This window comes from Pedobacter sp. KH_004, from assembly GCF_057840755.1.
The window spans coordinates 2671066-2695560 of record NZ_CM174519.1; the positions used below are offsets into that span (position 1 = coordinate 2671066).

The 24495-nt window shown below is 37.5% G+C and carries 22 protein-coding genes and 1 pseudogene; 10 read left to right on the top strand and 13 right to left on the bottom strand.

The annotated features are described in order from the left end of the window. Positions 1-448 precede the first annotated feature (448 nt). Positions 449-1774: an NAD(P)/FAD-dependent oxidoreductase gene (locus tag AC3ITD_RS11500; RefSeq protein WP_489366546.1), complete on the top strand. Its 1326-nt coding sequence runs from the start codon at positions 449-451 to the stop codon at positions 1772-1774. A gap of 169 nt (positions 1775-1943) precedes the next feature. Continuing rightward, the gene (locus tag AC3ITD_RS11505) at positions 1944-2804 is read left to right on the top strand and encodes a hydroxymethylglutaryl-CoA lyase (RefSeq protein WP_265799768.1); all 861 of its coding nucleotides are present in this window, start codon (positions 1944-1946) and stop codon (positions 2802-2804) included. Between the two features lie 308 nt (positions 2805-3112). Here AC3ITD_RS11505 and AC3ITD_RS11510 read toward each other — a convergent pair. The 4 genes and pseudogenes from AC3ITD_RS11510 to fbaA all read right to left on the bottom strand — a co-directional run. Continuing rightward, positions 3113-3193, bottom strand: a pseudogene (locus AC3ITD_RS11510) (hypothetical protein); the annotation flags it as partial. 209 nt (positions 3194-3402) lie between these two features. Beyond that, positions 3403-3825 (bottom strand): GNAT family N-acetyltransferase, encoded by a 423-nt coding sequence (locus AC3ITD_RS11515; RefSeq protein ID WP_056851284.1) that lies wholly within the window; start codon positions 3823-3825, stop codon positions 3403-3405. Then, entirely contained in the window at positions 3825-4307 is a 483-nt protein-coding gene (locus AC3ITD_RS11520; RefSeq protein ID WP_265799770.1) for a low affinity iron permease family protein, read from the bottom strand. The genes AC3ITD_RS11515 and AC3ITD_RS11520 overlap by 1 nt, the downstream gene beginning before the upstream one ends. A 142-nt stretch (positions 4308-4449) precedes the next feature. Further along, the gene (gene fbaA, locus AC3ITD_RS11525) at positions 4450-5529 is read right to left on the bottom strand and encodes a class II fructose-bisphosphate aldolase (RefSeq protein ID WP_489366550.1); all 1080 of its coding nucleotides are present in this window, start codon (positions 5527-5529) and stop codon (positions 4450-4452) included. Positions 5530-5877: 348 nt separating this feature from the next. Here fbaA and accD point away from each other — a divergent pair, with 348 nt between their 5' ends. The 4 genes from accD to AC3ITD_RS11545 all read left to right on the top strand — a co-directional run bounded on the left by accD (position 5878) and on the right by AC3ITD_RS11545 (position 10729). Then, entirely contained in the window at positions 5878-6723 is an 846-nt protein-coding gene (accD, locus tag AC3ITD_RS11530) for an acetyl-CoA carboxylase, carboxyltransferase subunit beta (RefSeq protein WP_056851287.1), read from the top strand. A gap of 331 nt (positions 6724-7054) precedes the next feature. Then, positions 7055-7807, top strand: coding sequence for a helix-turn-helix domain-containing protein (locus AC3ITD_RS11535; protein WP_265799775.1), 753 nt, complete (start codon positions 7055-7057; stop codon positions 7805-7807). A gap of 23 nt (positions 7808-7830) precedes the next feature. Then, on the top strand, positions 7831-9000 hold the full coding sequence (locus AC3ITD_RS11540; RefSeq protein WP_265799776.1) for an FAD-dependent oxidoreductase: 1170 nt from the start codon (positions 7831-7833) through the stop codon (positions 8998-9000). Between the two features lie 181 nt (positions 9001-9181). After that, positions 9182-10729: a M20/M25/M40 family metallo-hydrolase gene (locus AC3ITD_RS11545; protein WP_489366553.1), complete on the top strand. Its 1548-nt coding sequence runs from the start codon at positions 9182-9184 to the stop codon at positions 10727-10729. Between the two features lie 291 nt (positions 10730-11020). Here AC3ITD_RS11545 and AC3ITD_RS11550 read toward each other — a convergent pair whose 3' ends face one another. The 7 genes from AC3ITD_RS11550 to glmM all read right to left on the bottom strand — a co-directional run bounded on the left by AC3ITD_RS11550 (position 11021) and on the right by glmM (position 19928). Then, positions 11021-12025, bottom strand: a complete 1005-nt coding sequence (locus tag AC3ITD_RS11550) for a cytochrome d ubiquinol oxidase subunit II (protein ID WP_265799778.1) — start codon at positions 12023-12025, stop codon at positions 11021-11023. Between the two features lies 1 nt (position 12026). Then, positions 12027-13358, bottom strand: coding sequence for a cytochrome ubiquinol oxidase subunit I (locus AC3ITD_RS11555; RefSeq protein WP_489366556.1), 1332 nt, complete (start codon positions 13356-13358; stop codon positions 12027-12029). Between the two features lie 180 nt (positions 13359-13538). After that, complete coding sequence (locus tag AC3ITD_RS11560; RefSeq protein WP_265799781.1) at positions 13539-14438, bottom strand: MBL fold metallo-hydrolase; 900 nt, start codon at positions 14436-14438, stop codon at positions 13539-13541. A 75-nt stretch (positions 14439-14513) separates the two neighbouring features. Beyond that, a complete protein-coding gene (locus AC3ITD_RS11565) occupies positions 14514-14717 on the bottom strand; it encodes a hypothetical protein (RefSeq protein WP_056851293.1) in 204 nt (67 codons plus the stop codon). Between the two features lie 382 nt (positions 14718-15099). Further along, a complete protein-coding gene (locus AC3ITD_RS11570) occupies positions 15100-16650 on the bottom strand; it encodes an IS1634 family transposase (protein ID WP_489361489.1) in 1551 nt (516 codons plus the stop codon). A 737-nt stretch (positions 16651-17387) separates the two neighbouring features. Continuing rightward, on the bottom strand, positions 17388-18536 hold the full coding sequence (locus tag AC3ITD_RS11575) for a cysteine desulfurase family protein (protein ID WP_265799784.1): 1149 nt from the start codon (positions 18534-18536) through the stop codon (positions 17388-17390). A 3-nt stretch (positions 18537-18539) separates the two neighbouring features. Next, positions 18540-19928 carry a phosphoglucosamine mutase gene (gene glmM / locus AC3ITD_RS11580; protein ID WP_265799785.1) on the bottom strand — a complete coding sequence of 463 codons (1389 nt, stop codon included), beginning with the start codon at positions 19926-19928 and terminating at the stop codon, positions 18540-18542. 717 nt (positions 19929-20645) lie between these two features. Here glmM and AC3ITD_RS11585 point away from each other — a divergent pair. The 4 genes from AC3ITD_RS11585 to AC3ITD_RS11600 all read left to right on the top strand — a co-directional run bounded on the left by AC3ITD_RS11585 (position 20646) and on the right by AC3ITD_RS11600 (position 23137). Then, positions 20646-21377 (top strand): class I SAM-dependent methyltransferase, encoded by a 732-nt coding sequence (locus AC3ITD_RS11585; protein ID WP_265799786.1) that lies wholly within the window; start codon positions 20646-20648, stop codon positions 21375-21377. Continuing rightward, entirely contained in the window at positions 21374-21937 is a 564-nt protein-coding gene (locus AC3ITD_RS11590) for a phosphatase PAP2 family protein (RefSeq protein ID WP_265799787.1), read from the top strand. The genes AC3ITD_RS11585 and AC3ITD_RS11590 overlap by 4 nt, the downstream gene beginning before the upstream one ends. After that, a complete protein-coding gene (locus AC3ITD_RS11595) occupies positions 21937-22659 on the top strand; it encodes a ZIP family metal transporter (protein ID WP_489366561.1) in 723 nt (240 codons plus the stop codon). Before AC3ITD_RS11590 ends, AC3ITD_RS11595 begins: the two co-directional genes overlap by 1 nt. Before the next feature lie 220 nt (positions 22660-22879). Beyond that, entirely contained in the window at positions 22880-23137 is a 258-nt protein-coding gene (locus tag AC3ITD_RS11600) for a Uma2 family endonuclease (protein WP_489366563.1), read from the top strand. Between the two features lie 173 nt (positions 23138-23310). Here AC3ITD_RS11600 and AC3ITD_RS11605 read toward each other — a convergent pair whose 3' ends face one another. Next, positions 23311-23454, bottom strand: coding sequence for a C1orf53 family protein (locus AC3ITD_RS11605; protein WP_489366565.1), 144 nt, complete (start codon positions 23452-23454; stop codon positions 23311-23313). An 89-nt stretch (positions 23455-23543) separates the two neighbouring features. Then, positions 23544-24485 (bottom strand): exonuclease, encoded by a 942-nt coding sequence (locus AC3ITD_RS11610; protein ID WP_489366567.1) that lies wholly within the window; start codon positions 24483-24485, stop codon positions 23544-23546. Positions 24486-24495: the final 10 nt, after the last annotated feature.

The window sequence follows — 24495 nt, forward strand, 5'->3', positions numbered from 1 at the left end:
AAGACAAGGTTTTGACAGACTGTGATTTAAACCCATCGGTTCAAACCACATCATTTTGTTCCTCTCTTCCCGAGAGGGATTTGCACTAACTTCCTATAACCACAAACGTTGATAGGGCGAGGCTTTATCTCTCTAATTGCCTATATACGATTGACGTGCACTAGATACCCAATACCACAGACAATAATACGGTGAGGTTTTTTAAAAAGCAAAACCCGAATTTCTTCGGCAACCTCAGCCCTGCTGTCCACTTTATTTCACTGCGATCCATGCTCGTGTCCCTCTGGTTTATTTTAGTCAAAACAGTCCTAAAAACCAGCGAAAACCAACTCGGTCATATCAAAGTTATATCTCTATAGAAGCTCTTAAGAAACTGGCTTCAGAACCTTAATTCTTAAACCTTTTGGCTATCTTTTTGTTACATTAATAACAGATAAAGCGATTTAAAATGGATTTACAACTTCCTGAAAGTGAATACCCAAGAGTAGTTATAGTTGGCGGTGGATTTGGCGGAATAGAGTTAGCTAAACGACTAAAAAATAAACCTTTTCAAGTAGTCATGCTTGATAAACATAATTATCATACTTTTCAACCCTTACTTTACCAAGTAGCAACAGGCGGATTGGAAGCTGACTCCATTGCATTTCCCTTGAGAAAGATTTTTAAAGGACAAAAAAACCTAATCTTTAGGGTAACTAAAGTGACGGAAGTAAATGCTGCTGAAAACTGTTTGATGACAGATATTGGAAAGGTGAGTTATGATTATTTGGTGATTTCAACTGGCTCGACTAGTAATTTCTTCGGCAACAAAGAAATTGAAGCGAACTCAATGCCGATGAAATCTATTCCAGAGGCTTTAGATTTAAGAAGTTTGATTTTGCAAAATTTCGAGAAATCGTTAATCGAGAAGGATTTAGATAAGAAAAGCGCTCTATTAAACTTCGTGGTAGTGGGTGGAGGCCCAACAGGCGTGGAAACTGCTGGAGCAATTTCAGAACTGAAAAGACATGTTATTCCTAACGATTATCCAGAAATGGATGTGAGTAAAGTGAACATTTATCTTATTGAAAATTCCCCTGAGCTTTTAGGACCAATGTCACCCCAGGCACAACAAAAATCTAAAGAATTTTTGATTAAAATGGGTGTCCAGGTAATGAACGATACCCGTGTTTTAGGTTACGATGGTCACACCCTTTCTTTACAAGATAAGGCGCCAATATTAAGTTCGACCGTAATTTGGAGCGCTGGAGTAAAAGGCGTGGTATTGCCGGGCCTTGACAAAGCAGAAGTGGTTCGTGGTGGCAGATTAAAAACTGATACCCAAAATCTGGTTGTCGGTTATAAAAATATCTATGCCATTGGCGATGTTGCGGCAATAATTGATGAGGCCACTCCAAACGGACATCCCGGAGTAGCACCAGCCGCTATCCAGCAGGGGCATCATCTAGCTAAAAACTTAATTAACATCAAAGAAAATAAACCGTTAGAGAAATTTAAGTATTTCGATAAAGGTTCTATGGCTACAGTTGGCCGGAACAAAGCTGTGGTTGATATCGGTAAAATCCGTTTTCAAGGTGTTTTTGCATGGTTTACCTGGATGTTTGTTCACTTAATGACCCTTGTGGGCTTTAGAAATAAAATTATTGTATTTGTAAATTGGGTTTGGAGTTATTTTAGTTATGATAGAGGAACTAGATTAATTATCAGAACCTTTGCCAAAGACCGAAGTGTTGATTACAGAGCCGAAGTACCCAGCGTGAAGGAAGTTCATTAGTTATTGGTCATTGGTTATTGGTCATTGGTCGTTGGTCATTGGTCATTGGTCATTGGTCATTGGTCATTGGTCATTACGGTAAACTCGATTTGAAGCTCACAGTTTTCTTTAATCTTCTTTTCTTTGCGAAAAACTTTACGCACTTTGCGATTAATAACGACTGAGCCAAATGAGTAATCAAAGATTCAAACTTGTGGAATGCCCACGTGATGCCATGCAGGGTTTACATGATTTCGTCCCAACGGATTTGAAATCAGAATATCTTAATCTTTTGCTTCAAGTGGGTTTCGACACGCTCGATTTTGGAAGTTTTGTATCACCAAAGGCTATTCCGCAGATGGCAGATACAGCTAAAGTGTTGGACGATTTAGATTTAACTCAAACCTCAACAAAGCTATTGGCAATTGTAGCGAATTTAAGGGGTGTAGAAGACGCTATAAGATACGAGCAAATCAGTTACTTAGGTTTCCCATTTTCCATATCGGAAACATTTCAGCAACGCAATACAAATTCGAGCATTTCGCAATCCTTAAATACGGTTCAAGAAATGTTATCTCTTTGTGATCAAAACAACAAAACTGCTGTTATTTATCTCTCCATGGGTTTTGGTAATCCTTACGGAGATGAATGGAATTATGAAATTGTAGAAAAGTGGGCTGACATTTTAGTTGCTAAGGGCGTTAAAATTCTTTCATTAGCAGATACCGTTGGTGTTTCAACTCCTGAAAAACTCACATCCATACTTCCAAAACTGATTACAAAATTCAACAAAACTGAAATTGGTATTCACTTGCACTCTACCCCTGTAGAACGATTTGAAAAGATTGAAGCCGCATACCGCTCTGGGGCAAAACGGATAGATTCTGCCTTAAAAGGTTTTGGCGGTTGCCCGATGGCTGCTGACGATTTAACAGGTAATATCGCTACTGAAGATGTAATAAGTTTTTTAAACTCAAAAGGTGAAGATCTTAATCTTAATACGGATAAATGGAATGAGGCGATGGCTTTGTCAGGAAAGATATTTGGGTAAGCTAATTTATTGTGCTTTTTAGATGGTTGTCATTGCGAGGCACGAAGCAATCCTACTACTGGGGTTAGGAATGTAAACTTAGTAATTGACTCTAAAATGCCTTTAATCTATAGCGAATGCTTTAAGATTGCTTCGTACCTTGCAATGACGACATACGTAATTTAAGTCATCATACAAATCTTTCGAATTCTGATTTAATTCAATAAGTAATTAATCTTTTGATGTCAATTCCCTCCCTTTATCCTTTTTCCTTCTGCAATTGCATCTTCAATGATTGGAAAAACATAAAGTAAACCAAGTTGTAGCATTTATATTTCGAAGTTAAAACACTTTGGAAACTCATTGTTTTTATGCTGCCAAATTCTAGTTTCTAATTCGGATGTGACTCCAACATATAAATATTATTAAGGAGTTTGTCATTATGTAAACACAGCCACCTCACTCCATCATAAAATATTTTTAGTCAAGTCCATAATGAAGCAATTCTACAAAGGTTGTGTCGGCTAACGCAAGCTTGATGATTTACATCAAAAGCCTTTTAATCTATAGCAAAAGCATAAAGATTGCTTCGTGCCTCGCAATGAAGACTAGTTAATAGCTACACTTTCTTCACCATCTTGAAATGCTGAATCCCTGCCTCTTCAAATTGTTCACCTTCGGCAACAAAGCCGAACTTAGCATATAAACTCATCGCATCTAATTGGGAATTTAAGTAAATGTAATGTGCATCTTCAGGTAAATCAGAAAGCGCTTCTGCAATGAGTGCTCTCCCTACACCCTGACCCCTAAAGTCTTGCAACACCGCAAAGCGCTCTAATTTATAACCTAAATCCGTTTTGCGCCAACGGCATGCACCACAAGGTTGGCCATTGTGCGTAGCCAGGAAATGAATTGATTCATCTTCATGCTCCCATTCTAATTCTGGTGGGCAGTTTTGCTCATCAACAAATACAATTTTTCTAATGGCAAATACTTTATCTAAATCTTCGGGGTGAATCACCTTTTGAACCTGTAAGCTCATTATTTTTCTTTTTTAAAGTGTTTATTCAATTTCAATTTTTCCTCATTTAATTCTTTAGCCACATCTATAGAATGTGAGCAGCGAATATCAGCCTCTTTCTTGGCAAGTGCAGCAATGGTTACATAAAAGTGATGTAACTGATCTAATTCTTTTTCACTCAAATCCTCAATATCAACCATCCGGTTGCTTGCCCCCTGTTGCGCAGCAATAAGTTCGTTCAATTTAAGCTGAATAGCTTTTCCATCTTTATTCTGTGCCTTTTGAATCAGGAAAACCATTAGGAAAGTGATAATCGTTGTACCAGTATTAATAACCAGCTGCCAGGTTTCAGAATAGTGAAAAACTGGTCCTGTAACTGCCCAGATTACAACAATTGCTGTGGCTGCAATAAATGCAGCAGAGCTACCTGTAAACTTGGTGGCGGCATTAGCGAAACGTTCAAAAAAATTATTATTTACTGGTTCGTTAGTTCTATTTATCATCGCAATATGTTTGCTTAAATGTAAAAATAAAAACAAACAAAAGCGCCATAAGTTTTTAAACCTATGGCGCCTCCGTCTAAATATCGAATGATGATTTTTGAATGACTGATTAACTATTTCAGCTTAAAAAATTCAGTTCAACTTATAATTTATCGTTCGCATTGATGCAATTCAAATCTTCGAAAGCAACGGTTAAACGTTTAACAAAAGCCTCTTCGGCTTTACGTAACCAAACACGTGGATCGTAGTATTTCTTATTTGGTTTATCATCACCCTCAGGGTTACCGATTTGACCTTGAAGATAAGCCTCATTCTTTTTGTAATACTCTAAAATACCATCCCAGAATGCCCATTGCATATCTGTATCGATATTCATTTTAATAGCACCATAAGAAATTGCTTCTCTGATTTCTTCTTGAGAAGAACCAGAACCACCATGAAAAACAAAGTTAATTGGTTTTTCAGCGCTCAGGTTAAATTTCTCTTTGATAAAGTCTTGAGAATTTTTCAAAATAACCGGTTGTAATTTTACATTACCAGGCTTGTAAACGCCATGTACGTTTCCAAATGCAGCAGCAACAGTAAAACGAGGAGAAACTTTGCTTAATTCTTCGTAAGCATAAGCAACTTCGCTTGGTTGGGTATATAATTTCGAGCTATCTACATCGCTATTGTCTACACCATCTTCTTCACCACCTGTAACACCAAGCTCGATTTCGATGGTCATGTTCATTTTCGCCATGCGTGCAAAATATTTTGCAGAAATCTCCATATTTTCTTCAATCGGCTCTTCCGAAAGATCTAACATATGTGATGAAAACAAAGGTTTTCCAGTTTCAGCGAAGAATTTTTCACCGTGCTCTAAAAGGCCATCAATCCAAGGCAACAATTTTTTAGCGGCGTGGTCGGTATGTAAAACCACAGCAACACCATAATGTTCTGCCAATAAATGCACATGTTTAGCTGCCGATACAGCACCTAAAATACATGCTTGCAATTTTTCGTTATCCAAAGATTTACCTGCGTAAAACTGCGCTCCTCCATTAGATAACTGAATCATAACTGGCGAATTTACTGCCTTTGCAGTTTCCATTACCGCATTAACCGTGTTTGTACCGGTTACGTTAACTGCTGGTAAAGCAAACTGATGTTTCTTAGCCTGCTCAAATAATTCTTGAACGGCATCTCCGTAAATTACGCCTTTGTAGCCTTTTAAACTCATCTCTTGTTAATTTTATTAAGTTCGAAGTTATAAAAAAAAATTACAATCCAAGCTTTTGTAACAACAGAATTATTTGCCTTACAAGCATATAAGGCCGGTTTGGTGTAAAAATAACATTATCCTTAGTGTAAAATTCACACTCTTAACGCTAACAGCTTTTTTTTATATACCAAGTCTTACTTAGAATTAAGTTGAAATAGCGCATCAGTAACGCTTAAAAGAGTCTGTCGATAAAAATAGATTGTCAGCGTTACTTTATTAATTTGATAATTTAAATTTGATTATTGGTTAATATCAAACTTGCATATATTTTTCGTTTCTTTGCAATCCAATTCTTTAAAAAATTATATGGCTTGGTTTAAGAGAGAAAATAAAGGTATCATTACCACAACCGAAGAGAAGAAAGAGGCACCAGATGGCGTGTGGAATAAGTGTCCGAATTGCAAAAAACCGCTACATCAGGCAGAGTTACAGGAAAACAAGTACGTTTGCCATTACTGCAACTACCACTTGAGAGTAGGTTCCAAAGAATATTTTGAAGTTTTATTCGATAATAACGAATTTAAAGAGCTTTTCCCGAATCTAACCTCCGGCGATCCTTTAAATTTTAACGATAACAAACCTTATACCGATAGAATTATTGAAAGTCAGGCTAAAACCGGCTTAAAAGATGCTATCCGTGCTGGTGTAGGAAAAATCGAAGGACAGGATTTAGTGATTGCCTGTATGGATTTTGCTTTTATTGGTGGTTCAATGGGTTCGGTTGTTGGCGAAAAAATCGCTCGTTCAATCGATTATAGCATCAAACACAAAATTCCGTTCCTGATGATTTCAAAATCAGGTGGTGCCCGTATGATGGAAGCTGCATTTTCATTAATGCAAATGGCTAAAACATCTGCAAAATTGGCGCTGTTAAGTCAGGCTAAAATTCCATACATCTCTTTGCTTACCGACCCTACGACGGGTGGCGTTACAGCATCTTATGCCATGCTTGGCGACATTAATATTGCAGAACCAGGCGCATTAATTGGTTTCGCTGGCCCAAGGGTGATTAAAGAAACCATTAAAAAAGACTTACCAAAAGGATTCCAAACTTCAGAATTTGTTTTGGAACATGGTTTCCTTGATTTTATTGTAGATAGAAGAGCTATGAAAGCTAAAATAGGCGCTTTTATTAAGATGATGAATAATTAATTTGGTTCAATAGCCATTGGTCAATAGTTCACCGGACATTGGTTCATTAGTCATTGGTTCACTGGTGCAAAATGACTAATTGATTTAAAAAAAGATATGAAAAGCAGGGCTTGATAACTTCGGTTATTTCAGTTCTGCTTTTTGCTTGTAGGCCCGATCGAAAAGATCGGGAGCTACCGCGGCAATCAGGTTTAAATAACGGAGAGTTTCCGCTTTATCAATCAGACAAAACGAAAAAAAATTTGGAGTGTGTTACCGAATGTGATTTACTTAAGATAACCAAAATAGATTTGGATTTATTAATTCAGTAAATTACAACAACTTGTACCTCATGAATGATAATCCAAGCTACGAATACATCAAACCCGAATGTTCAATTGCCGATTTTGTGGATCGATTTTCGTCACTTGAAAATCTATCTGACGCAAACAATGGCATCATTATTCCAAACGGGAGGATTGATTTATTGTTCTCTAAAACTGTAGACAATCATTTTCAAATCACCTTAATGGGTTTAGAAACAAAGCCAAAATTGATACCGAAACTCAATGTTTCATCATTTTTTTCCATTAGTTTCACGCCTCTTGCTATAGAATACATCTTACATCAACCCATTGCTGACATATTGAATAGCGGCAAAATATTAGAAAGCAACTTTTGGGATTTTGGCTTAGATGACCTCAATAATTTTGGCAAATTTTGTGAAAAAGCATCACGTAAAATAAAATCACTTATTTCTAAAGAAGTAGATGAACGCAAGCGAAAGCTATTTCATCTAATTTTTGCCAATAATGGCGAAATGAGCATCAAAGAACTTTCTGAAAAAGTAGCTTGGAGCGAACGACAAATCAATCGCTATTTTAACCAGCAACTAGGAATTTCATTAAAAGCCTACTGTAACATCCTGCGTTTTCAAGCCTCACTTCCACACATTAAAGACGGACAACTTTCTCCGCAGCTGAACTTTACCGATCAATCGCACTTTATCAAAGAGATAAAAAAGCTTTCTGGCGTTTCTCCGAAAGAGTTATTTAAAAATGAAAACGACCGTTTTTTACAATTTTTAGTTTACGACAAGAAATAATTTTGTAGCATAAATTTTAAATTATGTTACTACAAGATAAATCAATTGCCATTATCGGCGGTGGTCCCGGCGGACTGACACTAGCCAAACTCTTAGCACTTAAAGGTGCAGATATTAAAGTTTACGAAAGAGATTTCGATAAAAATGCACGAGTACAAGGTTCTCCTCTTGATCTGCACGACGAGTCTGGTTTGGCGGCGCTTCGCAAAGCAAATCTGTTGAAAGAGTTTAAAAATAATTTTCTTCCAGGAGCCGATAAAAAACTCATCATGAACGAGCATGCGGAAATACTTTTTAGCGATCATGACTATAAAATCGAAGAAAATTTCGAAAACGAACATTTCCGTCCAGAGATAGATCGCGGTGCGCTAAGGAAAATTTTGTTAGCGTCTATAGATCCTTCTCATATCATTTGGAATAGCCACTTTATTGCTATGGAACAGAAGAACGATGGTTGGATGCTTCATTTTAAAAACAAGGAATCTATATATGCTGATATTGTAATTGCTGCTGACGGAGCCAATTCAAAAATCCGTCCTTACGTTACAGACATCATACCATTTTATTCTGGTATCACTATGCTCGAAGGAAATATATATAATGCGGAAAAAGAAGCTCCAAATATTTTTAAGCTATTAAGAGGTGGAAAAATCATGGCTTTTGGAAATGAACAAAACATACTGATGGGTCAAAAAGGCAATGGAGAGATTGGATTTTATGCTAGTTTTAAAACTGATGAGAGCTGGGCTAAGAATAATGGACTTAATGGACTGAATTATAGCGATAGAGCCCAAATGTTAGATTGGTTTAAAGCAAACTATACAGGATGGAGTAATATATGGAACGAATTGTTTGAATGTACAACAGTACCATTCATTCCCCGCCCAATTTATTGCATGCCTCTAGATCAAAAATGGAAGTCGCTATCTAATTTAACTCTAATTGGAGATGCAGCACATGTTATGCCCCCATTCGCTGGAGAAGGCGTAAATATGGCCATGCTTGATGCGCTCGAATTAAGTGAAAATCTAACGTCAGACCAGCATCAAACTTTACTTGAAGCTATTTCTACCTATGAAAGTAGCATGCTTAAACGAGCTGCTATTGTGTCAAAGGAATCACTTGATAATGGGGATTTAATGCATGCTGAAAATGCCCTAAATGATATGTTAAGTTTCTTTTCAGCACATTAATATGCAAACATAAGATAGCAGACTTACACAACTGACATTAACCTTTGCAACATTTCTATTAAAAAAGCTTCAAAACCGACTTATTACCTAATTTAGAAGTCTATTAATAAACAAAATGAACCTACCATAAAAACAGATTATGGTAACTCCATCTGACAACCTAAAAAATAAATATATACAGATGAATAAAAAACTACTGTTGCCAACATTACTACTCTTCACTTCCTCTTTTGCTTTTGCACAAGACAAAAAGTTAATCGACAACATTGTAAAAGAAGTAAATGAGAACTCACAATTAGAAAAATTAGCGCATGAGCTTTTAGATGTTGTTGGGCCGCGTTTAGTGGGTTCACCGCAAATGAAACAAGCGAATGATTGGGCGGTAAAGAAATACAGCGATTGGGGAATTTCTGCCAAAAATGAAAAATGGGGCGAATGGCGTGGATGGGAAAGAGGTGTTACGCATATCGATTTGGTAAGTCCGCGGTTAAGAACTCTAGAAGGCACGCAATTAGCCTGGAGTCCATCTACCAATGGAAAGGCGATCAATGCCGAAGCCATTATTCTGCCTGCAATTACTGATTCTGTTTCCTTTCAAAAATGGTTACCAAACGCAAAAGGGAAATTGGTTCTCATTTCTATGAATCAAATTTCTGGCAGACCAGAGAAAAACTGGGAAGAATTTGCAACAAAAGATTTATTCGAAAAATATAAAAAGGAAAAAGCAGAAGCATTAAAGACATTTGCAGCAGGCATCGCTAAAACAGGGCTAAATGCAAAAGCACTGGCACTTGCTATCGAAAATGCAGGGGCTGCAGGAATTATCATCAATAATTGGTCGCAAGGTTTTGGTGTAGATAAAATTTTCGGCGCCAATACTACAAAAATCCCAACTTTAGATTTATCGGTTGAAGATTATGGTTTAGTTTATCGTTTAGCACAAAGTGGGAATAAGCCTATGTTAAAAATTGAGTCTGAATCGAAGGAAAATGGTGTAGTACCAACATTCAATACCATTGCAGAAATTAAAGGCAAGCAAAAGCCAAAAGAATATGTGATGCTGTCGGCCCACTTCGATTCGTGGGATGGTGCCAGCGGTGCAACCGATAACGGTTCTGGAACAATTATGATGATGGAAGCGATGCGCATTTTGAAGAAACTTTATCCAAATCCGAAACGCACCATTTTGGTTGGCCATTGGGGAAGTGAAGAACAAGGATTAAATGGCTCGAGAGCTTTTGTAGAAGATCATCCGGAAGTTGTTGGTAATTTGCAGGCTCTATTCAATCAGGATAATGGCACAGGCCGTGTGGTTAATATAGGTGGCCAAGGTTTTGCAAAATCCAGAGATTACATTACCCGTTGGTTAGCGGCTGTACCGGATACTATTAAAAATCAGATTAAAACCAGTTTCCCTGGGATGCCTGGAGCAGGTGGTTCTGATTTTGCATCTTTTGTAGCTGCAGGAGCATTGGGTTATTCGCTAAGCTCTACAAGCTGGGATTACGGAACTTACACCTGGCACACCAATCGCGATAGCTACGACAAATTGGTTTTCGACGAAATTCGAAGCAATGTAATTCTAGCTGCGATTATGGTTTATATGGCTTGTGAAGATCCTGAAAAAACTTCGACAGAGAAAGCAACAGATTTACCAGTAAACGAGCGTACGGGAAAACAAGTTACCTGGCCCGAAGCAAGAAAAGCTACCAGAAAAGGGGGGTTGTAAGCAAATAATAGATCAAGAGAGCATTCAGAAATGGATGCTCTTTTTCTTTGATGGATGTGTTAATGCATTGCCGTTAAGCATAACCCGATAAAGTGTAAATACTTTTTTGTAGCCCGTACTCAAACTATTGCTTCGTCATTCTCCTGTAGCATTAACGAATGGTTGCAAGCTGACTGAAGTTAAAAAAGATTGGAACGATAGCGGGACTTTCGGAACCGAAGAACTACTACAAGTGCTTTTCAAATTAAATCGTTAGAGAAAGGTTTATACGTGGTAATGGAGAGACAACCACTACTCCTCTTTTTTCTTAAATTTATAAAACAAATAACCCAGAAACGGCAAAATTAAAATGCTACCTAACAATAAGGCTACGCCCAAACTATAAATCGTTTTTGGCGGGCCAATCGCCTCAAATAACGAAATGGCGTCACCATTTTTCAAGAGTATAAAATTCGGAAAGTGTGCATAACTAATGGCTAACAAAATCATTGTTACCTGAAAGCCGGCTAAAATCCTTAACGTTTTTGTTTCTCCTTTTATTAGAAGATACCATAATAAAATGAGTGACAGACTTGCCAAAATGATAGAAGCAAGACCAACTGTATTTTTGAAAACCCAATCGATTAGTGGAATCCCATCAAACTGTGCTGCAATAAAAACCATTGCCCCAAATACGACGGCAGCAATATTCATGTACTCTGCTTTTTTAATAAACCTTCGCTTATCTTGTTCATCATCAGTTTCACCAATCAGGTAAATGGCTGCAAGGAATCCGCATAAGGCCACAGTAAATAAGCCGACGGATATAGAGAACCAATTTAACCAACTCCAAACGTAGGCTGTTAAAAAATCTTTGGCATCAAGATCAATGTGGCCAGAAATTACACTGCCCGCGATGATTCCTAAAAATAAAGGCGTGATGAAACTGGAGTACCTGAAAATTCGATTGTAAAGCCATTGCATGTCATCCTTAATTGCATCGTAATGACGGAATACAAAGGCCGTACCACGGGCAATAATTCCAATGAGCATGATTAACAATGGAATATGGAGATGCACAGACATGGTGGTATAAATGTATGGAAAACCCACAAATAGAATCACAATTGCAATGATCAGCCACATGTGATTTGCCTCCCAAACGGGACCAATGGCCTGATACATTGTTTTCCTGGTTCGGCTTCTATTCTTCGTAGAGGTAAAGAGCTCGATAATCCCGGCGCCAAAATCAGCACCTCCCAATAAGAAGTACAGCAAAATAGCCAGACATAAGAAAGTAACTACAACATATTCCATATTATGATTTCAAATCGTGGCTATCAGATTTATCGTAAACAACGGGCACCATTTTAATCTGCCTATAAAGGAGAAAAGTAACTACAATGCTTAACGAGATATAAATTGCTGAGAAAATGTAAAATGAATAAGCAATACCGGGCATAGGCGTAACGGCATCTTTCGTACGCATGATTCCATAAATAATCCATGGTTGTCTTCCCACTTCAGTTACCACCCAGCCAGCTTCTAAGGCGATGTAGCCCAAAGGAATAGATGCTACAAAGAGTTTAAGCAGCCAGCGCTTATCTATAACTGATCGTTTTCTGATGATATTGATAAAGAAGATCGCTGAAATAAGAGCTAAGAGCGTACCGATACCCACCATAATTTGAAAGGCATAATGCGTAATCGCGACCGGTGGATGTTCATTTTTAGGAATTTGATCTAAGCCCTTAACCTCTGCATGGAAATCGCCATGCGCCAGGAAACTGAGTGCACCGGGTATTTTTATCGCTCCCTTTACAGTTTTATCTTTTTCGTTAACAATTCCTCCGATTAATAGCGGCGCTGGTTTTTCTGTTTTATAAAGCGCTTCCATTGCGGCAAGTTTTGCAGGCTGTCTTTCAGCTACATCTTTTGCAGAAATATCTCCACTCAAAGGTTGCAATATAGCTCCAATACAAGCAAAAACAGCCGCGATTTTAAATGCTTTGAAATGAAAATCTCTGTTTTTATTCCGCAAAATCATAAGTGCGTGGACGCCGGCCACCGCAAAACCTGTAGCCGTAAAAGCAGCTAAACACATATGCAAGGCTTGCGAAAACCATGCCTTGTTAAACATAGCTTGTATAGGATCGATATTCAAGTACCTGCCGTTTACAAAATCGAATCCTGCAGGGCTGTTCATCCAGGCATTTGCAGCAACAACCAATATCCCTGAAGCCAGGCCGCTAACACCAACAACTACCCCCGTAAACCAATGAAACCATTTGTTTAGCTTGTTCCAGCCATAAAGAAAAAAGCCTAACGCAATGGCTTCGATAAAAAATGCAGTACCTTCCAGAGAGAAGGGCATCCCGAAAATAGGCCCTGCGTGTTCCATAAACCTTGGCCATAACAAGCCCAGCTCAAATGATAACATCGTGCCAGACACCGCACCGGTGGCAAAAAAGATGGCAACTCCCTTACTCCAGGCTTTTGTGAGGTTTTTGTAAACTTCCTGATTAGTTCGTAGCCACTTATAGTGAGAAACCGCCATAAAAAATGGCATCACCATTCCGATACAAGAAAAAATAATATGAAAGCCCAGGGAAAGAGCCATTTGCGAACGTGCCGCTAAAAAATCATCCATATCTGATATTGGATTTGTATAGACAAATATAACAGATAAGAGGTAGCTTTAAGTAGTTAACAAATGGCTATCTCCTTATTTTTCAAATATAGAATGTTTATAAATTGGAAAAAGATTTGGCAAAATGAAGCCGCAGATTTGTAGGTCAATTTTAAAACATCGCAGATCTACGGCAAAAATTTAAACGCCTTTTAGCTCATCATAAGCAGCTGTTAAACTCCTTTGAATACCTTCGCCTTGCCATTCCGTAGCATTTGGTATTGCAGTTGCTTTTAATATATCTTCTTTTGATTTACCTGCCTTTATTTCAGCGCCGACAAAACTCAGCAAATTTTGAAGATAATTTTGAAATGCCTTGATATCAGCTTTGTTTCCAGTAACTTTTTCTGGCTCACGGCTATGGCCAAAGATAAATAAGGTATCGTTATCAAACTGATTATGTATTTTTTCTAAAGCGGTAACCCAATTGCCGATATGAGCACCATTTTCTCTATCGATATAAGGGTATTTTCTATTGGAAACCAGGTCGCCGACATGAACGATGTTTGCATTTTCAAAATGGTAAACAGCGTCGCCATTTGTATGGGCAGAACCATAGTAGTAAGCGCTAATCTTTTCATCGCCTACAGGTGCTTTCCAGCCGATACCGAATGTAGTATCTGGCAATAATTGTTTATCTAAACTATTTGCTTTCTCTGCCCCTCTTTTCTGATTAACAAGCGAGTTTTGATGCGCCACGACTTTTTCCGCCAAACCTTTGAAAGCGATGTTACCCGCAGTATGGTCGCTATGATGGTGCGTGTTGATTAAATATTTAAAAGGTTTTTCGCCAAGTTTTTTCAATTCTTCGATAACATGCGGTGCCGATGTTGGAAACTGTGCATCAACAACAACAAAGCCATTTGATGAATTTAACCAGCCGATAGTTCCGCCCTGCTCGGTGAAAATACCGACGTTGTTTCTCAATGGCTTGAAGTTATACGCCCGCAACATCTCTTGCTGAGCAAAAACATCTGTTTTATAAATTGAGAGCAAGGCCATTGCCAATGCAGAATTTTTAATAAAATTTCTTCTTTCCATTTTTTAATCAACATAAAAAGCCACAACAAATGCTGTGGCTTAAATTTAAAAATTTATACCCGAAATACCAATGCTCTAAATGCCAGAACCCGGTGTAGTACCTGGCTCATGACCTGGTCCAAATGCATTGTTCTTTCGGTTTTTATCCTTTTCGAATAAATTCGTAGCCTGTTTAGAAGATTTATTATTGTCAAGAGAATCATGCTCTCTTACATCTTCAACTTCTTTATCTAGTAAGTCATTCTGAATAACTTTTCCCTTTTCTTTATTAGTTTCCATAGTATTTCAAATTGATATACTAAAGCAACAAGCGAAAATAGAATATTGTTTTTTTTAATACCTTAAGGAATCATTCTGACACAATATACCCACTCGTTTCCATGGAAAAGTCTTATTCGCTTTAAATTTGAACTTACAGCATTGAGCCTGACAGCTTTCTCAACTCGTGAATACAACCAAAAGAATTGAATTTTCGTTTATGAATTTTGTTAAAATGATGGGATGACTCGAATGAAAACGGTGATAAAATGAATTTGTAAATATGCTTTCTGCTGTCTAACGAGTTCAGATTATCAGTATTTGCTGCTTGAGCATTAGTTTTTTGATTTTCCATAACGATAAATTTATAAAAGCATTAGCTGCTCCTGACTTCGCCAATGCGTCACCCAAATTGAGTTTTCCAAAAGTCGTCTGAAAATAACAACTCAATTTCCTTTTGCCTTTCAGTAATAATCATTGTTTTATTGATGGTTCTCCCACTTTGAGGCAATTTTATTTTTAGCGTAGTAATGGTTTTAGCGATTTCCAAGACTTTGTCCACACTTATTTTATAGTGATTTTCATTTAATATGCGTTCAAGTTCTTTGTAGACTTTATAAGCAACAAAACAGATGCATACATGGGCTTCTATTCGTTTAGGTGTGAAATGGAACATCGGTCTCATTTCAACCGTCCCTTTGGTAATTCTGAAAGCTCTTTCTACCTGCCATAAACTGCTATACTGATCATATACCTCTGCTGCAGGAAGGTCCGTATTGGTGATGTATCCTTTCAATCCATCCCATTTTGCATCCTCCTCAACATTGCTTTTGTCAATGCTCACCTGCACATCTTTTGATATCACCAGGAACTTGTTATAGCCACGCTTATTTATATTTTCCTTAGAAATGGTGCCTGCCCTAAAAGCTTTTTCCAGTCGACTAATTCCCTTGATCCTATTATAAGCATCTTTTTTTGCACGCTTTTCCGAATAACCCACTATCAATCTACCTTGTCCAACGGGAGTTTCATTAAAATTACCTTCGACCTTTTGTAGTGAAAGTATCCAATCTTTTTGAACCTTATTTGCATTTTTTATCCTGGCACCTATGATATATTTATATCCATGTGCCTTTAGAAAATCTATATTCTTCTTATTTATAAGACCAGAATCAGCGACCAATACAAAATCATCCAGTTTGAAACGCCTTACAAAATCATCTACAATCGGAATCATTGTATGCCCTTCGTATTGCGTTCCATTGAACATCGAATATGATAATGGATAGCCATCCTGACTAACTAACAACCCTAAAACTATCTGTGGTTGACTATGCTTACCATCTTTGGAGAAGCCGGGTTCCCTGAAACCATCCCCGTAATCTGATTCAAAATATAGTGTGGTTACGTCATAGAACATTAAACCGATCTTACCTCCAAGAATCTTTCTGGTATGCTCAACGCTGATTTTTTGAATAGATTCCTGCTGGGCATTATAGAGCTTGTCCATATATCGGTAAATTTTACCGAGCTGAAGATCCTCATCAAAATGTGATTTTAGATATTCAATGGTTGCGGATTTACTCATCGGTTGAGTTAATCTTGAGATAACCAGTTGTCTCAAGATATAATCATCTATAGTATCAAAGCCGATAGATTCATAGACTCTATTTAATATGAGCTGAGCACCATTATGAAGGATATTTTCTATATTTGAGAGGAACAGATTGGTAAGATATGCTTCCTCAGTATCCTGAGTATGCCGCCTAAATAAATCTTCTCCTTTCACCTGATTATCTGCCCAAACCTTAGCTTCATTATAGAAGCGTTCAATCTCCAAATCATCCCTGGATACACCGATGGTCTTAACTTCCTTAAATTTACCCTGGATCTTTACCGCTACAACGATGCTGGTAGTGCCAGAACGATTCTTTTTTTTCGGACAAACATTCATAAATATAGCGCTTAATCGCTTTGCGTCACCCAAATTGGTGATGCATTTTTTGTAAATAACAGCGAATCAATTGTTTATGAATTGACTGAAGAAATAGCGACAAAGTCAGGAAAACGGTGATAAAATGAATTTGTAAATATGCTTTCTGCTGTCTAACGAGTTCAGATTATCAGTATTTGCTGCTTGAGCATTAGTTTTTTGATTTTCCATAACGATAAATTTATAAAAGCATTAGCTGCTTTTGAGGGTGAATTCAATTTTCAAAAAATGCGTTTGTTTCTCTTTTTAAGAAAATTCTGCAAAGCTGTTTTATAATTGCCTAACCTTATCCTAAAGAGATATTTGATAAGGTTTCGTTAAGGAACTCATGTGTCTTGGCTTGTGGATAGCCTTTATCTTAATTAAATATAAGTTTTTCTTTTGAGATTTGCAAGGGATTTAAAAATTGTCGTTGAGTGAAGTTAACAGTAATGAAAAGCAACCAACTTAGAACTGAAGCTATAAATATCATTGCCGTCCTGCTTCAGCAGCGGTTTTGAAAATTTAATGCCTTTCCCAACCACCCAAACCCATGTTAAATATACTGATTGCCGTGGAAACCAAAAGCTTTTTCTGCTTTGGTTAGTATAGAAAGCAGGACTAACCTTAATAAATGAGTTGCACTTGCTTTCAAAAAAAATCTCAAAAAAAAGTCTCGAATTGCTCCGAGACTGTTTCCTATTTGGTTAGTGATATTTTTAGGCTAAAGCATTTTGCTTTACCACCATTTTAACTTTATCAATAACGTAATCCAGTTCCTCTTTGGTAGTATATTTACTAAAAGAAAAGCGAACTGATGGGCGATTTGGGTCGGCTTTGATGCCATTTAAAACGTGAGAACCAATGTTCGAGCCTGAAGAACAAGCGCTGCCGCCAGAGGCACAAATTCCATTGATATCCAAATTAAACAACAACATATCGGCCATGTCCATTTCCGGAAATGACACATTTAAAACGGTATAAAGACTCTTGTCTGCATCTGTTTCTCCGTTGAAACCAATTCCCGGAATCTCTGCAATCAATTGTTCTTTTAGATAATCTTTTAACCCCTGAATGTGGCTTTGATGCAATGCCATTTCTGCATAGGCAATTTCCAACGCTTTGGCCAGGCCAACAATACCGTAAACATTTTCGGTACCACCACGCATGTTACGCTCTTGTGCTCCCCCATAAATCATCGGTGGAATCTTGATGTTGCTATTTACATACAAGAAACCCACCCCTTTGGGACCATGTAGCTTATGTGCCGCACATACAATGAAATGGGCTTTTAATTCACGCACATTGTGTACGTAATGCCCCATGGTTTGCACTGTATCGGCATGATAAATGGCGTTATATTTTTCGCAGATATCGCCAACTTTAAGCATATCGGTTAAAGTACCCAATTCGTTGTTTGCATGCATTAGCGATACAAAAGTGCGATCATTGTTTTGCAATAACTCTTCCAGGTGGGCATAATCTACATTACCTTTTTCATCAATATTTACAAAACTTAATTTATCAATTTCGCCATTTTTAAGCATCGTATTTAAGGTATGTTCTACCGCGTGATGCTCTATTTTAGAAGTGATGGCATGCTTAATTCCATAAGCAGAAATGCCACACCGGATAGCAGTATTATCTGCTTCGGTACCTCCAGAAGTGAAAAATATTTCGGAAGGTGATGCACCTAAAAGACCAGAAACCGTTTTACGAGCCTTCTCTACGAGCGTTCTAACCTCTCTCCCTAATGCATGAATAGCAGATGGATTGCCAAAATGGTTTTCCATTACATTGGTCATTTCAGCAATTACCTCTTTATCCAATGGCGTTGTAGCTGCATTATCTAAATAAACTCTTTTCATGTACTAGTTTAATTTAAGTATTTCTTTGATGTCCGAAATAATTTTGTTCGCTAAATTTTCTGCTGTGGCTTCGTTCTCCGCTTCGCTATAAATACGGATAATTGGCTCGGTATTAGATCTGCGCAAATGAACCCAGGTTTTATCGAATTCGATTTTTAACCCATCGATAGTGCTATAAGGTTGGTTTTTGTACTTTTCCTCAACCTGTTTTAACAAATTATCGATATCCATTTCTGGTGTAAGGGTAATTTTGTTTTTTGAAATATGGTATTGTGGGTAGCTGCTTCTCAACAATGAAATTGATTTTCCAAATTTGGCTAAATGAGTTAAAAATAATGCAATACCAACCAAAGCATCTCTGCCGTAATGCGATTCTGGATAGATAATGCCGCCATTGCCTTCGCCGCCAATAATTGCATTGGTTTCTTTCATTTTGTTAACTACATTCACCTCGCCGACCGCTGATGCATTATACTCCGAACCAGCTTTCTCGGTAACATCTCGTAAAGCCCGTGTGGAAGAAAGGTTAGAAACGGTGTTTCCTGGCGTATTTTTTAACACGTAATCGGCAACGGCAACTAATGTATATTCCTCGCCAAACATGCTTCCATCTTCATTTACAAAACATAAACGGTCCACATCTGGATCAACCACAATACCTAAATCGGCATTTTGCTTTTGTACCTCTTTTGAAATTTCAGTTAAATTCTCAGGAAGCGGCTCAGGGTTGTGTGGAAAGTGACCGTTAGGATCGCAATATAATTCGGTAACTCTTGTTACGCCCAAGGCTTTTAACAAAGCAGGAATAAAAATTCCGCCTGTCGAATTTACACAATCAATAACAACCTTAAAATCGGCTTTTTTAATGGCATCTACATCAACCAATGGCAATGCTAAAACCTTATCTATATGTTTCTGCAGGTAAGTATTATTTTGAATAACCTTACCTAATTGATCCACCTCAGCAAATTCGAAACTTGCACTTTCTGCTAAATCGAGCACTTCTTTTCCATCTAAATCGCTGATAAATTCTCCATCCGCGTTTAGCAACTTCAGGGCATTCCATTGTTTCGGGTTATGGCTGGCGGTTAAAATAATTCCTCCTCCTGCGTGTTCATCCGGAACAGCAACTTCTACTGTTGGTGTTGTTGAAAGGCCTAAATCGATTACCTCAATCCCTAATCCTTGAAGGGTGCCAATAACCAAATTGTTCACCATTTCGCCCGAAATACGTGCATCGCGACCTAATACGATTCTTTTGTTTCCTGTTTTTTGTACTACCCAGCTACCAAAAGCCGCTGTAAATTTTACTATATCTATCGGTGTTAAGCCGTTTCCAGCTTGTCCGCCAATGGTTCCTCGTATTCCTGAAATCGATTTTATTAAAGTCACTTTGTGTATTTTATTTAAGGCTCAAAAATAAGAAAAAAAACAAGATAGCAGCTATTTTAGGCGGCCTTGGCATGTTAATTTACATTGTTTTTATATCTATTTATACGATATATTTAATAGAAATTCGGCTAAGGTTTTAGTCAAACGTGTGATTGGTTTTTATTTTTTTGGAAAGCAAGCGCAATCGTGCATCGGTTTCTGCAGTTCCGCCCCCGTTGCAAATCCGCTCCCGATAAAAAATCAGGATTGCGGGTTTTCCACTAAGTCGGTTTTAGAAAGATTATTCCGTAATCCTGAGGTTAGTTTTACCCCCCCCTTGCCCCTGCTAAGTTAGGAGGGGAGTAGCCAAAGAAGGGCAAGTTAGCCAATTTTTAAAGCATATACTTTTAACCCGAAACCTAATTCTGTGCTAATTTTATTTGCTCTACCCTGCTCCCCTCCTTAACTTCAAGGATTGGTTGGGGGGTGGGTTCATACCAAAAAGTTACAAGCCTTTATTATTAAACCTGACAACAGCGGCAGCCCGGAGTTTTTCTACGAGGGTTACAGCGAATGGCAGGGCTGCAGGTCCCGACAAAATGTGAACGCCGATTTCCAAAATATAAAGACCAATCTCCTTATCGATAAATTATAAATTGCTTCGCTGTGAAATTAATGTACTTTGTTTATCTCAATTTTATCTAAGTTTGCAAATTCCAAAACAAAAAGGCTTTTTATATGCAACGTAAGTGGTTTCAATATTGGTTTAATTCGCCATATTATCATATTCTTTATCAACAAAGAAACGATGCAGAAGCCGAATTTTTCATCGATAAGTTAACAGAATATCTTAGTCCGGCGGTCGATTCGAAAATGCTTGATATTGCTTGCGGGAAAGGTAGGCATTCTATTTATCTCAATAAAAAAGGCTTTGATGTTACAGGAATCGATTTATCAGAACAAAGTATAAAATACGCCAGGAAATTCGAAAACAATAAACTGCATTTTTTGGTACATGATATGCGCAAACTGTTTTATATCAACTATTTTGATGTTGCCTTAAACTTATTTACCAGTTTCGGTTATTTCGACACCGAGAAAGACCATGTTAATGCGCTTAAAACGTTTAGAAAATGTTTAAAAACCAATGGAACTCTGGTTATAGACTATTTTAATACTGAAAAAATCGTCAGAAATTTAAATCATTGCGAAATTAAATCGCTTGATGGCATTGCCTTCAATATCACTAAAAATGTAGTGGAAGGCAAGATTATCAAAAAAATAAATTTCGATGATAAGGGCAAAACATACAATTTCGAAGAACGGGTGCAAGCTTTTTGTTTTGAAGATTTTGAGCGTATGTTAACCAAAGCAGGCCTGGTGGTTCAAAAAGCTTTTGGCAGTTATGCGCTCGACAAATTCGACGAATGCAACTCCGATCGTTTAATTTTAATTTGTAAAAAGGCATGATAGAAAGCATACAGCAATTTGATGTTGAGCTTTTTATGAAAATCCACCGTGGGCTTTCTAATGGCTTTTTCGATTGGCTGATGCCTTTAATGCGCAATCGTTTTTTTTGGTCGCCGCTGTATATTTTTATTATTATTTTCTGCATTAAGCAGTACAAAAAACACGGATACTATATTATTGGAATGGTACTTTTTACCTTCGCCACAGGAGATCTGATCGCATCTCGTTTAATAAAACCGTTTGTGGCTCGGGTAAGGCCCTGCAATGATTTCAGTTTGGCAAATGATATTATTCACCGGGTGCCATGCGGCAGTGGATTAAGTTTTCCCTCAGCCCATGCTACCAATCATTTTGCTATTGCTGTGTTTTTAATTTGCGTATTTTACAGTCGCTGGAAGCCTATTTTGCCTCTTGGGATATTTTGGGCAGGAATAATTAGCTTTGCACAAGTTTACGTGGGCGTTCATTACCCGATAGATGTAACTACAGGTGCACTATTGGGAACTTTAATTGGTTTTATCTGTTCGAGAATATTTAAAAAATTACAACCCCAATTTTAATGGAAGCTTGGAAATTTGCCGTACTTTTTTTCTGCGCTTTTTTAGGCGGCTCGGCCATTTTTTTGGTCAAAAGTGATAAATCAAAACTACTGAAATTAATCCTTTCTTTCAGTGGCTCTTACCTATTTGCTATTACAGTTCTGCACCTTATACCCGACGCTTACAGCGGGCCCGACAAAGGCGAGATTGGTATTTTTATATTGGTAGGTTTCTTATTGCAGGTTTTTTTAGAGCAGTTTTCTGAGGGTGTAGAACACGGGCATATCCATAAACACCACGATGGAAATGTTTTTCCATTCGGAATTATGATTAGCCTTTGCCTGCATGCTTTTTTAGAGGGTATGCCACTTGCCAAAGATCAGCATAACGAACTTATTTTTGGAATCTCATTACACCACATTCCAGCGGCATTTGCTTTGGCAAGCATTTTAATGCAAAACCATTTCAAAAAAGGAAGCATCATCATGTATTTGATAATTTTCGCCATGATGGCCCCGCTTGGCTTTTATGTAAGTGTTGGTTTGAGTAACGGAACCATTGGAGGTATCGATGCTTATTTCAACAAAATCATGGGAATTGTAATTGGTATTTTCCTACACATTTCCACTACGATTTTATTCGAATCGAGCGCAGACCATAAAATTAACACCCGAAAAATGATTGCTGTTCTACTGGGAATTGGCGTAGCATTAATTGGTTTCTTTGCCGGGCATTCTCATTAGTATTTTTCGGCCTAAGATAAATCTCAAACTGAAAATTTTTCGGCACATTAGAGTATGGAAAAAATTGTAAATGAGCCAAATGTAGAATACAAAAGAGGCATTTTACTGTTGCAGAATATCTAGAGATGGAAAAGGCATCGCAAGAAAAGCATGAGTATTTTCATGGCGAAATATTTTCAATGGCTGGCGCAAGCACAAATCATAATGAGATTTCACCAATTTGTTTTTAGAAATTGAAGGTAAACTGAAAGGTAAACCTTGCCTCACTTATGGCATCGACGTTCGTAGCCAGATAACCGCAGATGGTTTATTCACTTATCCTGACATTTCAATTTATTGTAGTGGCTTAAACCAAAGTAATATTGATGAAGAAAGCTTTGTTGAACTCCCAGTAATTATCGAAATACTTTCTCCATCAACAAGGGATTATGATAGAAGGCATAAATTCGACCTTTATAAAGATATTTCCAACGCTTAAAGAATATGTCCTTGTTGATTCTGAATCCATATCAGTTGAGGCTTTTTACTTAAACGAAAAACAAAACTGGGAACTGATAGAATTCAAACAAATTGAAGACACGGTTACGTTTGTTTCAATGGGTTTTGAGGTAGTTTTGAGTGATATTTACAATCGAGTTCGTTTCTAGAAATTTATTTTTTTTCTTTCTTGTTCCCATAACCCCAGGGACAATGCTTGCATTTATTTTTACAACAATATCCACGTTTTAAATGATATGCCGCTGTAAACACCATTAATCCGTCTTCGTTAAAATAAAAATCTTCGCCCTCTTTCATAATTAATGAGTGAATGATTGAATTTTGAATGAGTGAATGTTTGCAATCATCATAATCTTGAAATCCTTAAATAATAAAAATCCTGCTCATTAGTTTAGTATTTTTACCTCCAGCTTACCCTCAAAATATTCTTTTAATTGATTGCCATCTCCATGCAAGGTCCAAACCTGTTTTGGTTGTACTTTTTCAATAGTTTCTAAAATCGCATCCCAATCTGCATGATCGGAGATGTAAAGAGAAATTCCATTTTGTTGTTGCAGATTCTTCCAACCCGATGCAAAAGCCCGAACAACATTTATCGCCTTGTGGTAACTGTGAAAAACCATTGGTGGAACAATATAAACCTGATGCTCATGATTATTCTTCATCACCTTTCTATCGTACATTTTATAGTTACCAATTTTCATCCCGAAGTCTTCGTAAATTTTAACAAAGGGCATAATGCTATGGTGGACCATCACATTTTTTGTAGGACAATGTTCGCTTAACAACTGAATAATACGCTGACTTTTCCCTAAAGCATAGGCGCCCAGCATAATATTGGCTGAAGTTTCGTTCAGTTTCTTAATCTCATCAATTGGAGAAGGGTGCTTGGTTTCAGGGTTGGCGAACGTACTTTCCGTTATTAAAACATCTGCTTTCACAAACTCGAAAGGCTCGCAAGTAGCGTCTGGCTCTATCTTATAATCTCCTGTGTAAAGGTATTTTACATTTTGATATTCCATTAAAACCTGCGCTGAACCCAAAATATGCCCTGCAGAATAAAATGTAATGGCTACATCCTTAATTTTAAACGTTTCATGGTATTTTTTAAGCTGAAAATCTACCGCCGCAAATTTACGGTAACGATGTTTCATAAAGCTTTCTGTGGCAACCGTACAGTAAACATTCTGACTTCCACCGATAGCGTGGTCGCCATGCGCATGAGAAACCACGGCATCATTTACAGGTTGTTGCGGGTCTAAATAAAAATCCCCATAAACACAATATAAACCTGTTGGCGTGATGGTGATAAAATCGTCCAAAATCATGACCAGGATT

What these genes read in the sequence shown, in the direction of transcription:
- AC3ITD_RS11500 (WP_489366546.1), top strand. Translation starts at nt 449, where the DNA reads ATGGATTTACAACTTCCTGAAAGTGAATACCCAAGAGTAGTTATAGTT.
- AC3ITD_RS11505 (WP_265799768.1), top strand. Translation starts at nt 1,944, where the DNA reads ATGAGTAATCAAAGATTCAAACTTGTGGAATGCCCACGTGATGCCATG.
- AC3ITD_RS11515 (WP_056851284.1), bottom strand. Translation starts at nt 3,825, where the DNA reads ATGAGCTTACAGGTTCAAAAGGTGATTCACCCCGAAGATTTAGATAAA.
- AC3ITD_RS11520 (WP_265799770.1), bottom strand. Translation starts at nt 4,307, where the DNA reads ATGATAAATAGAACTAACGAACCAGTAAATAATAATTTTTTTGAACGT.
- fbaA (WP_489366550.1), bottom strand. Translation starts at nt 5,529, where the DNA reads ATGAGTTTAAAAGGCTACAAAGGCGTAATTTACGGAGATGCCGTTCAA.
- accD (WP_056851287.1), top strand. Translation starts at nt 5,878, where the DNA reads ATGGCTTGGTTTAAGAGAGAAAATAAAGGTATCATTACCACAACCGAA.
- AC3ITD_RS11535 (WP_265799775.1), top strand. Translation starts at nt 7,055, where the DNA reads ATGAATGATAATCCAAGCTACGAATACATCAAACCCGAATGTTCAATT.
- AC3ITD_RS11540 (WP_265799776.1), top strand. Translation starts at nt 7,831, where the DNA reads ATGTTACTACAAGATAAATCAATTGCCATTATCGGCGGTGGTCCCGGC.
- AC3ITD_RS11545 (WP_489366553.1), top strand. Translation starts at nt 9,182, where the DNA reads ATGAATAAAAAACTACTGTTGCCAACATTACTACTCTTCACTTCCTCT.
- AC3ITD_RS11550 (WP_265799778.1), bottom strand. Translation starts at nt 12,025, where the DNA reads ATGGAATATGTTGTAGTTACTTTCTTATGTCTGGCTATTTTGCTGTAC.
- AC3ITD_RS11555 (WP_489366556.1), bottom strand. Translation starts at nt 13,358, where the DNA reads ATGGATGATTTTTTAGCGGCACGTTCGCAAATGGCTCTTTCCCTGGGC.
- AC3ITD_RS11560 (WP_265799781.1), bottom strand. Translation starts at nt 14,438, where the DNA reads ATGGAAAGAAGAAATTTTATTAAAAATTCTGCATTGGCAATGGCCTTG.
- AC3ITD_RS11565 (WP_056851293.1), bottom strand. Translation starts at nt 14,717, where the DNA reads ATGGAAACTAATAAAGAAAAGGGAAAAGTTATTCAGAATGACTTACTA.
- AC3ITD_RS11570 (WP_489361489.1), bottom strand. Translation starts at nt 16,650, where the DNA reads ATGAATGTTTGTCCGAAAAAAAAGAATCGTTCTGGCACTACCAGCATC.
- AC3ITD_RS11575 (WP_265799784.1), bottom strand. Translation starts at nt 18,536, where the DNA reads ATGAAAAGAGTTTATTTAGATAATGCAGCTACAACGCCATTGGATAAA.
- AC3ITD_RS11585 (WP_265799786.1), top strand. Translation starts at nt 20,646, where the DNA reads ATGCAACGTAAGTGGTTTCAATATTGGTTTAATTCGCCATATTATCAT.
- AC3ITD_RS11590 (WP_265799787.1), top strand. Translation starts at nt 21,374, where the DNA reads ATGATAGAAAGCATACAGCAATTTGATGTTGAGCTTTTTATGAAAATC.
- AC3ITD_RS11595 (WP_489366561.1), top strand. Translation starts at nt 21,937, where the DNA reads ATGGAAGCTTGGAAATTTGCCGTACTTTTTTTCTGCGCTTTTTTAGGC.
- AC3ITD_RS11605 (WP_489366565.1), bottom strand. Translation starts at nt 23,454, where the DNA reads ATGAAAGAGGGCGAAGATTTTTATTTTAACGAAGACGGATTAATGGTG.
- AC3ITD_RS11610 (WP_489366567.1), bottom strand. Translation starts at nt 24,485, where the DNA reads ATGATTTTGGACGATTTTATCACCATCACGCCAACAGGTTTATATTGT.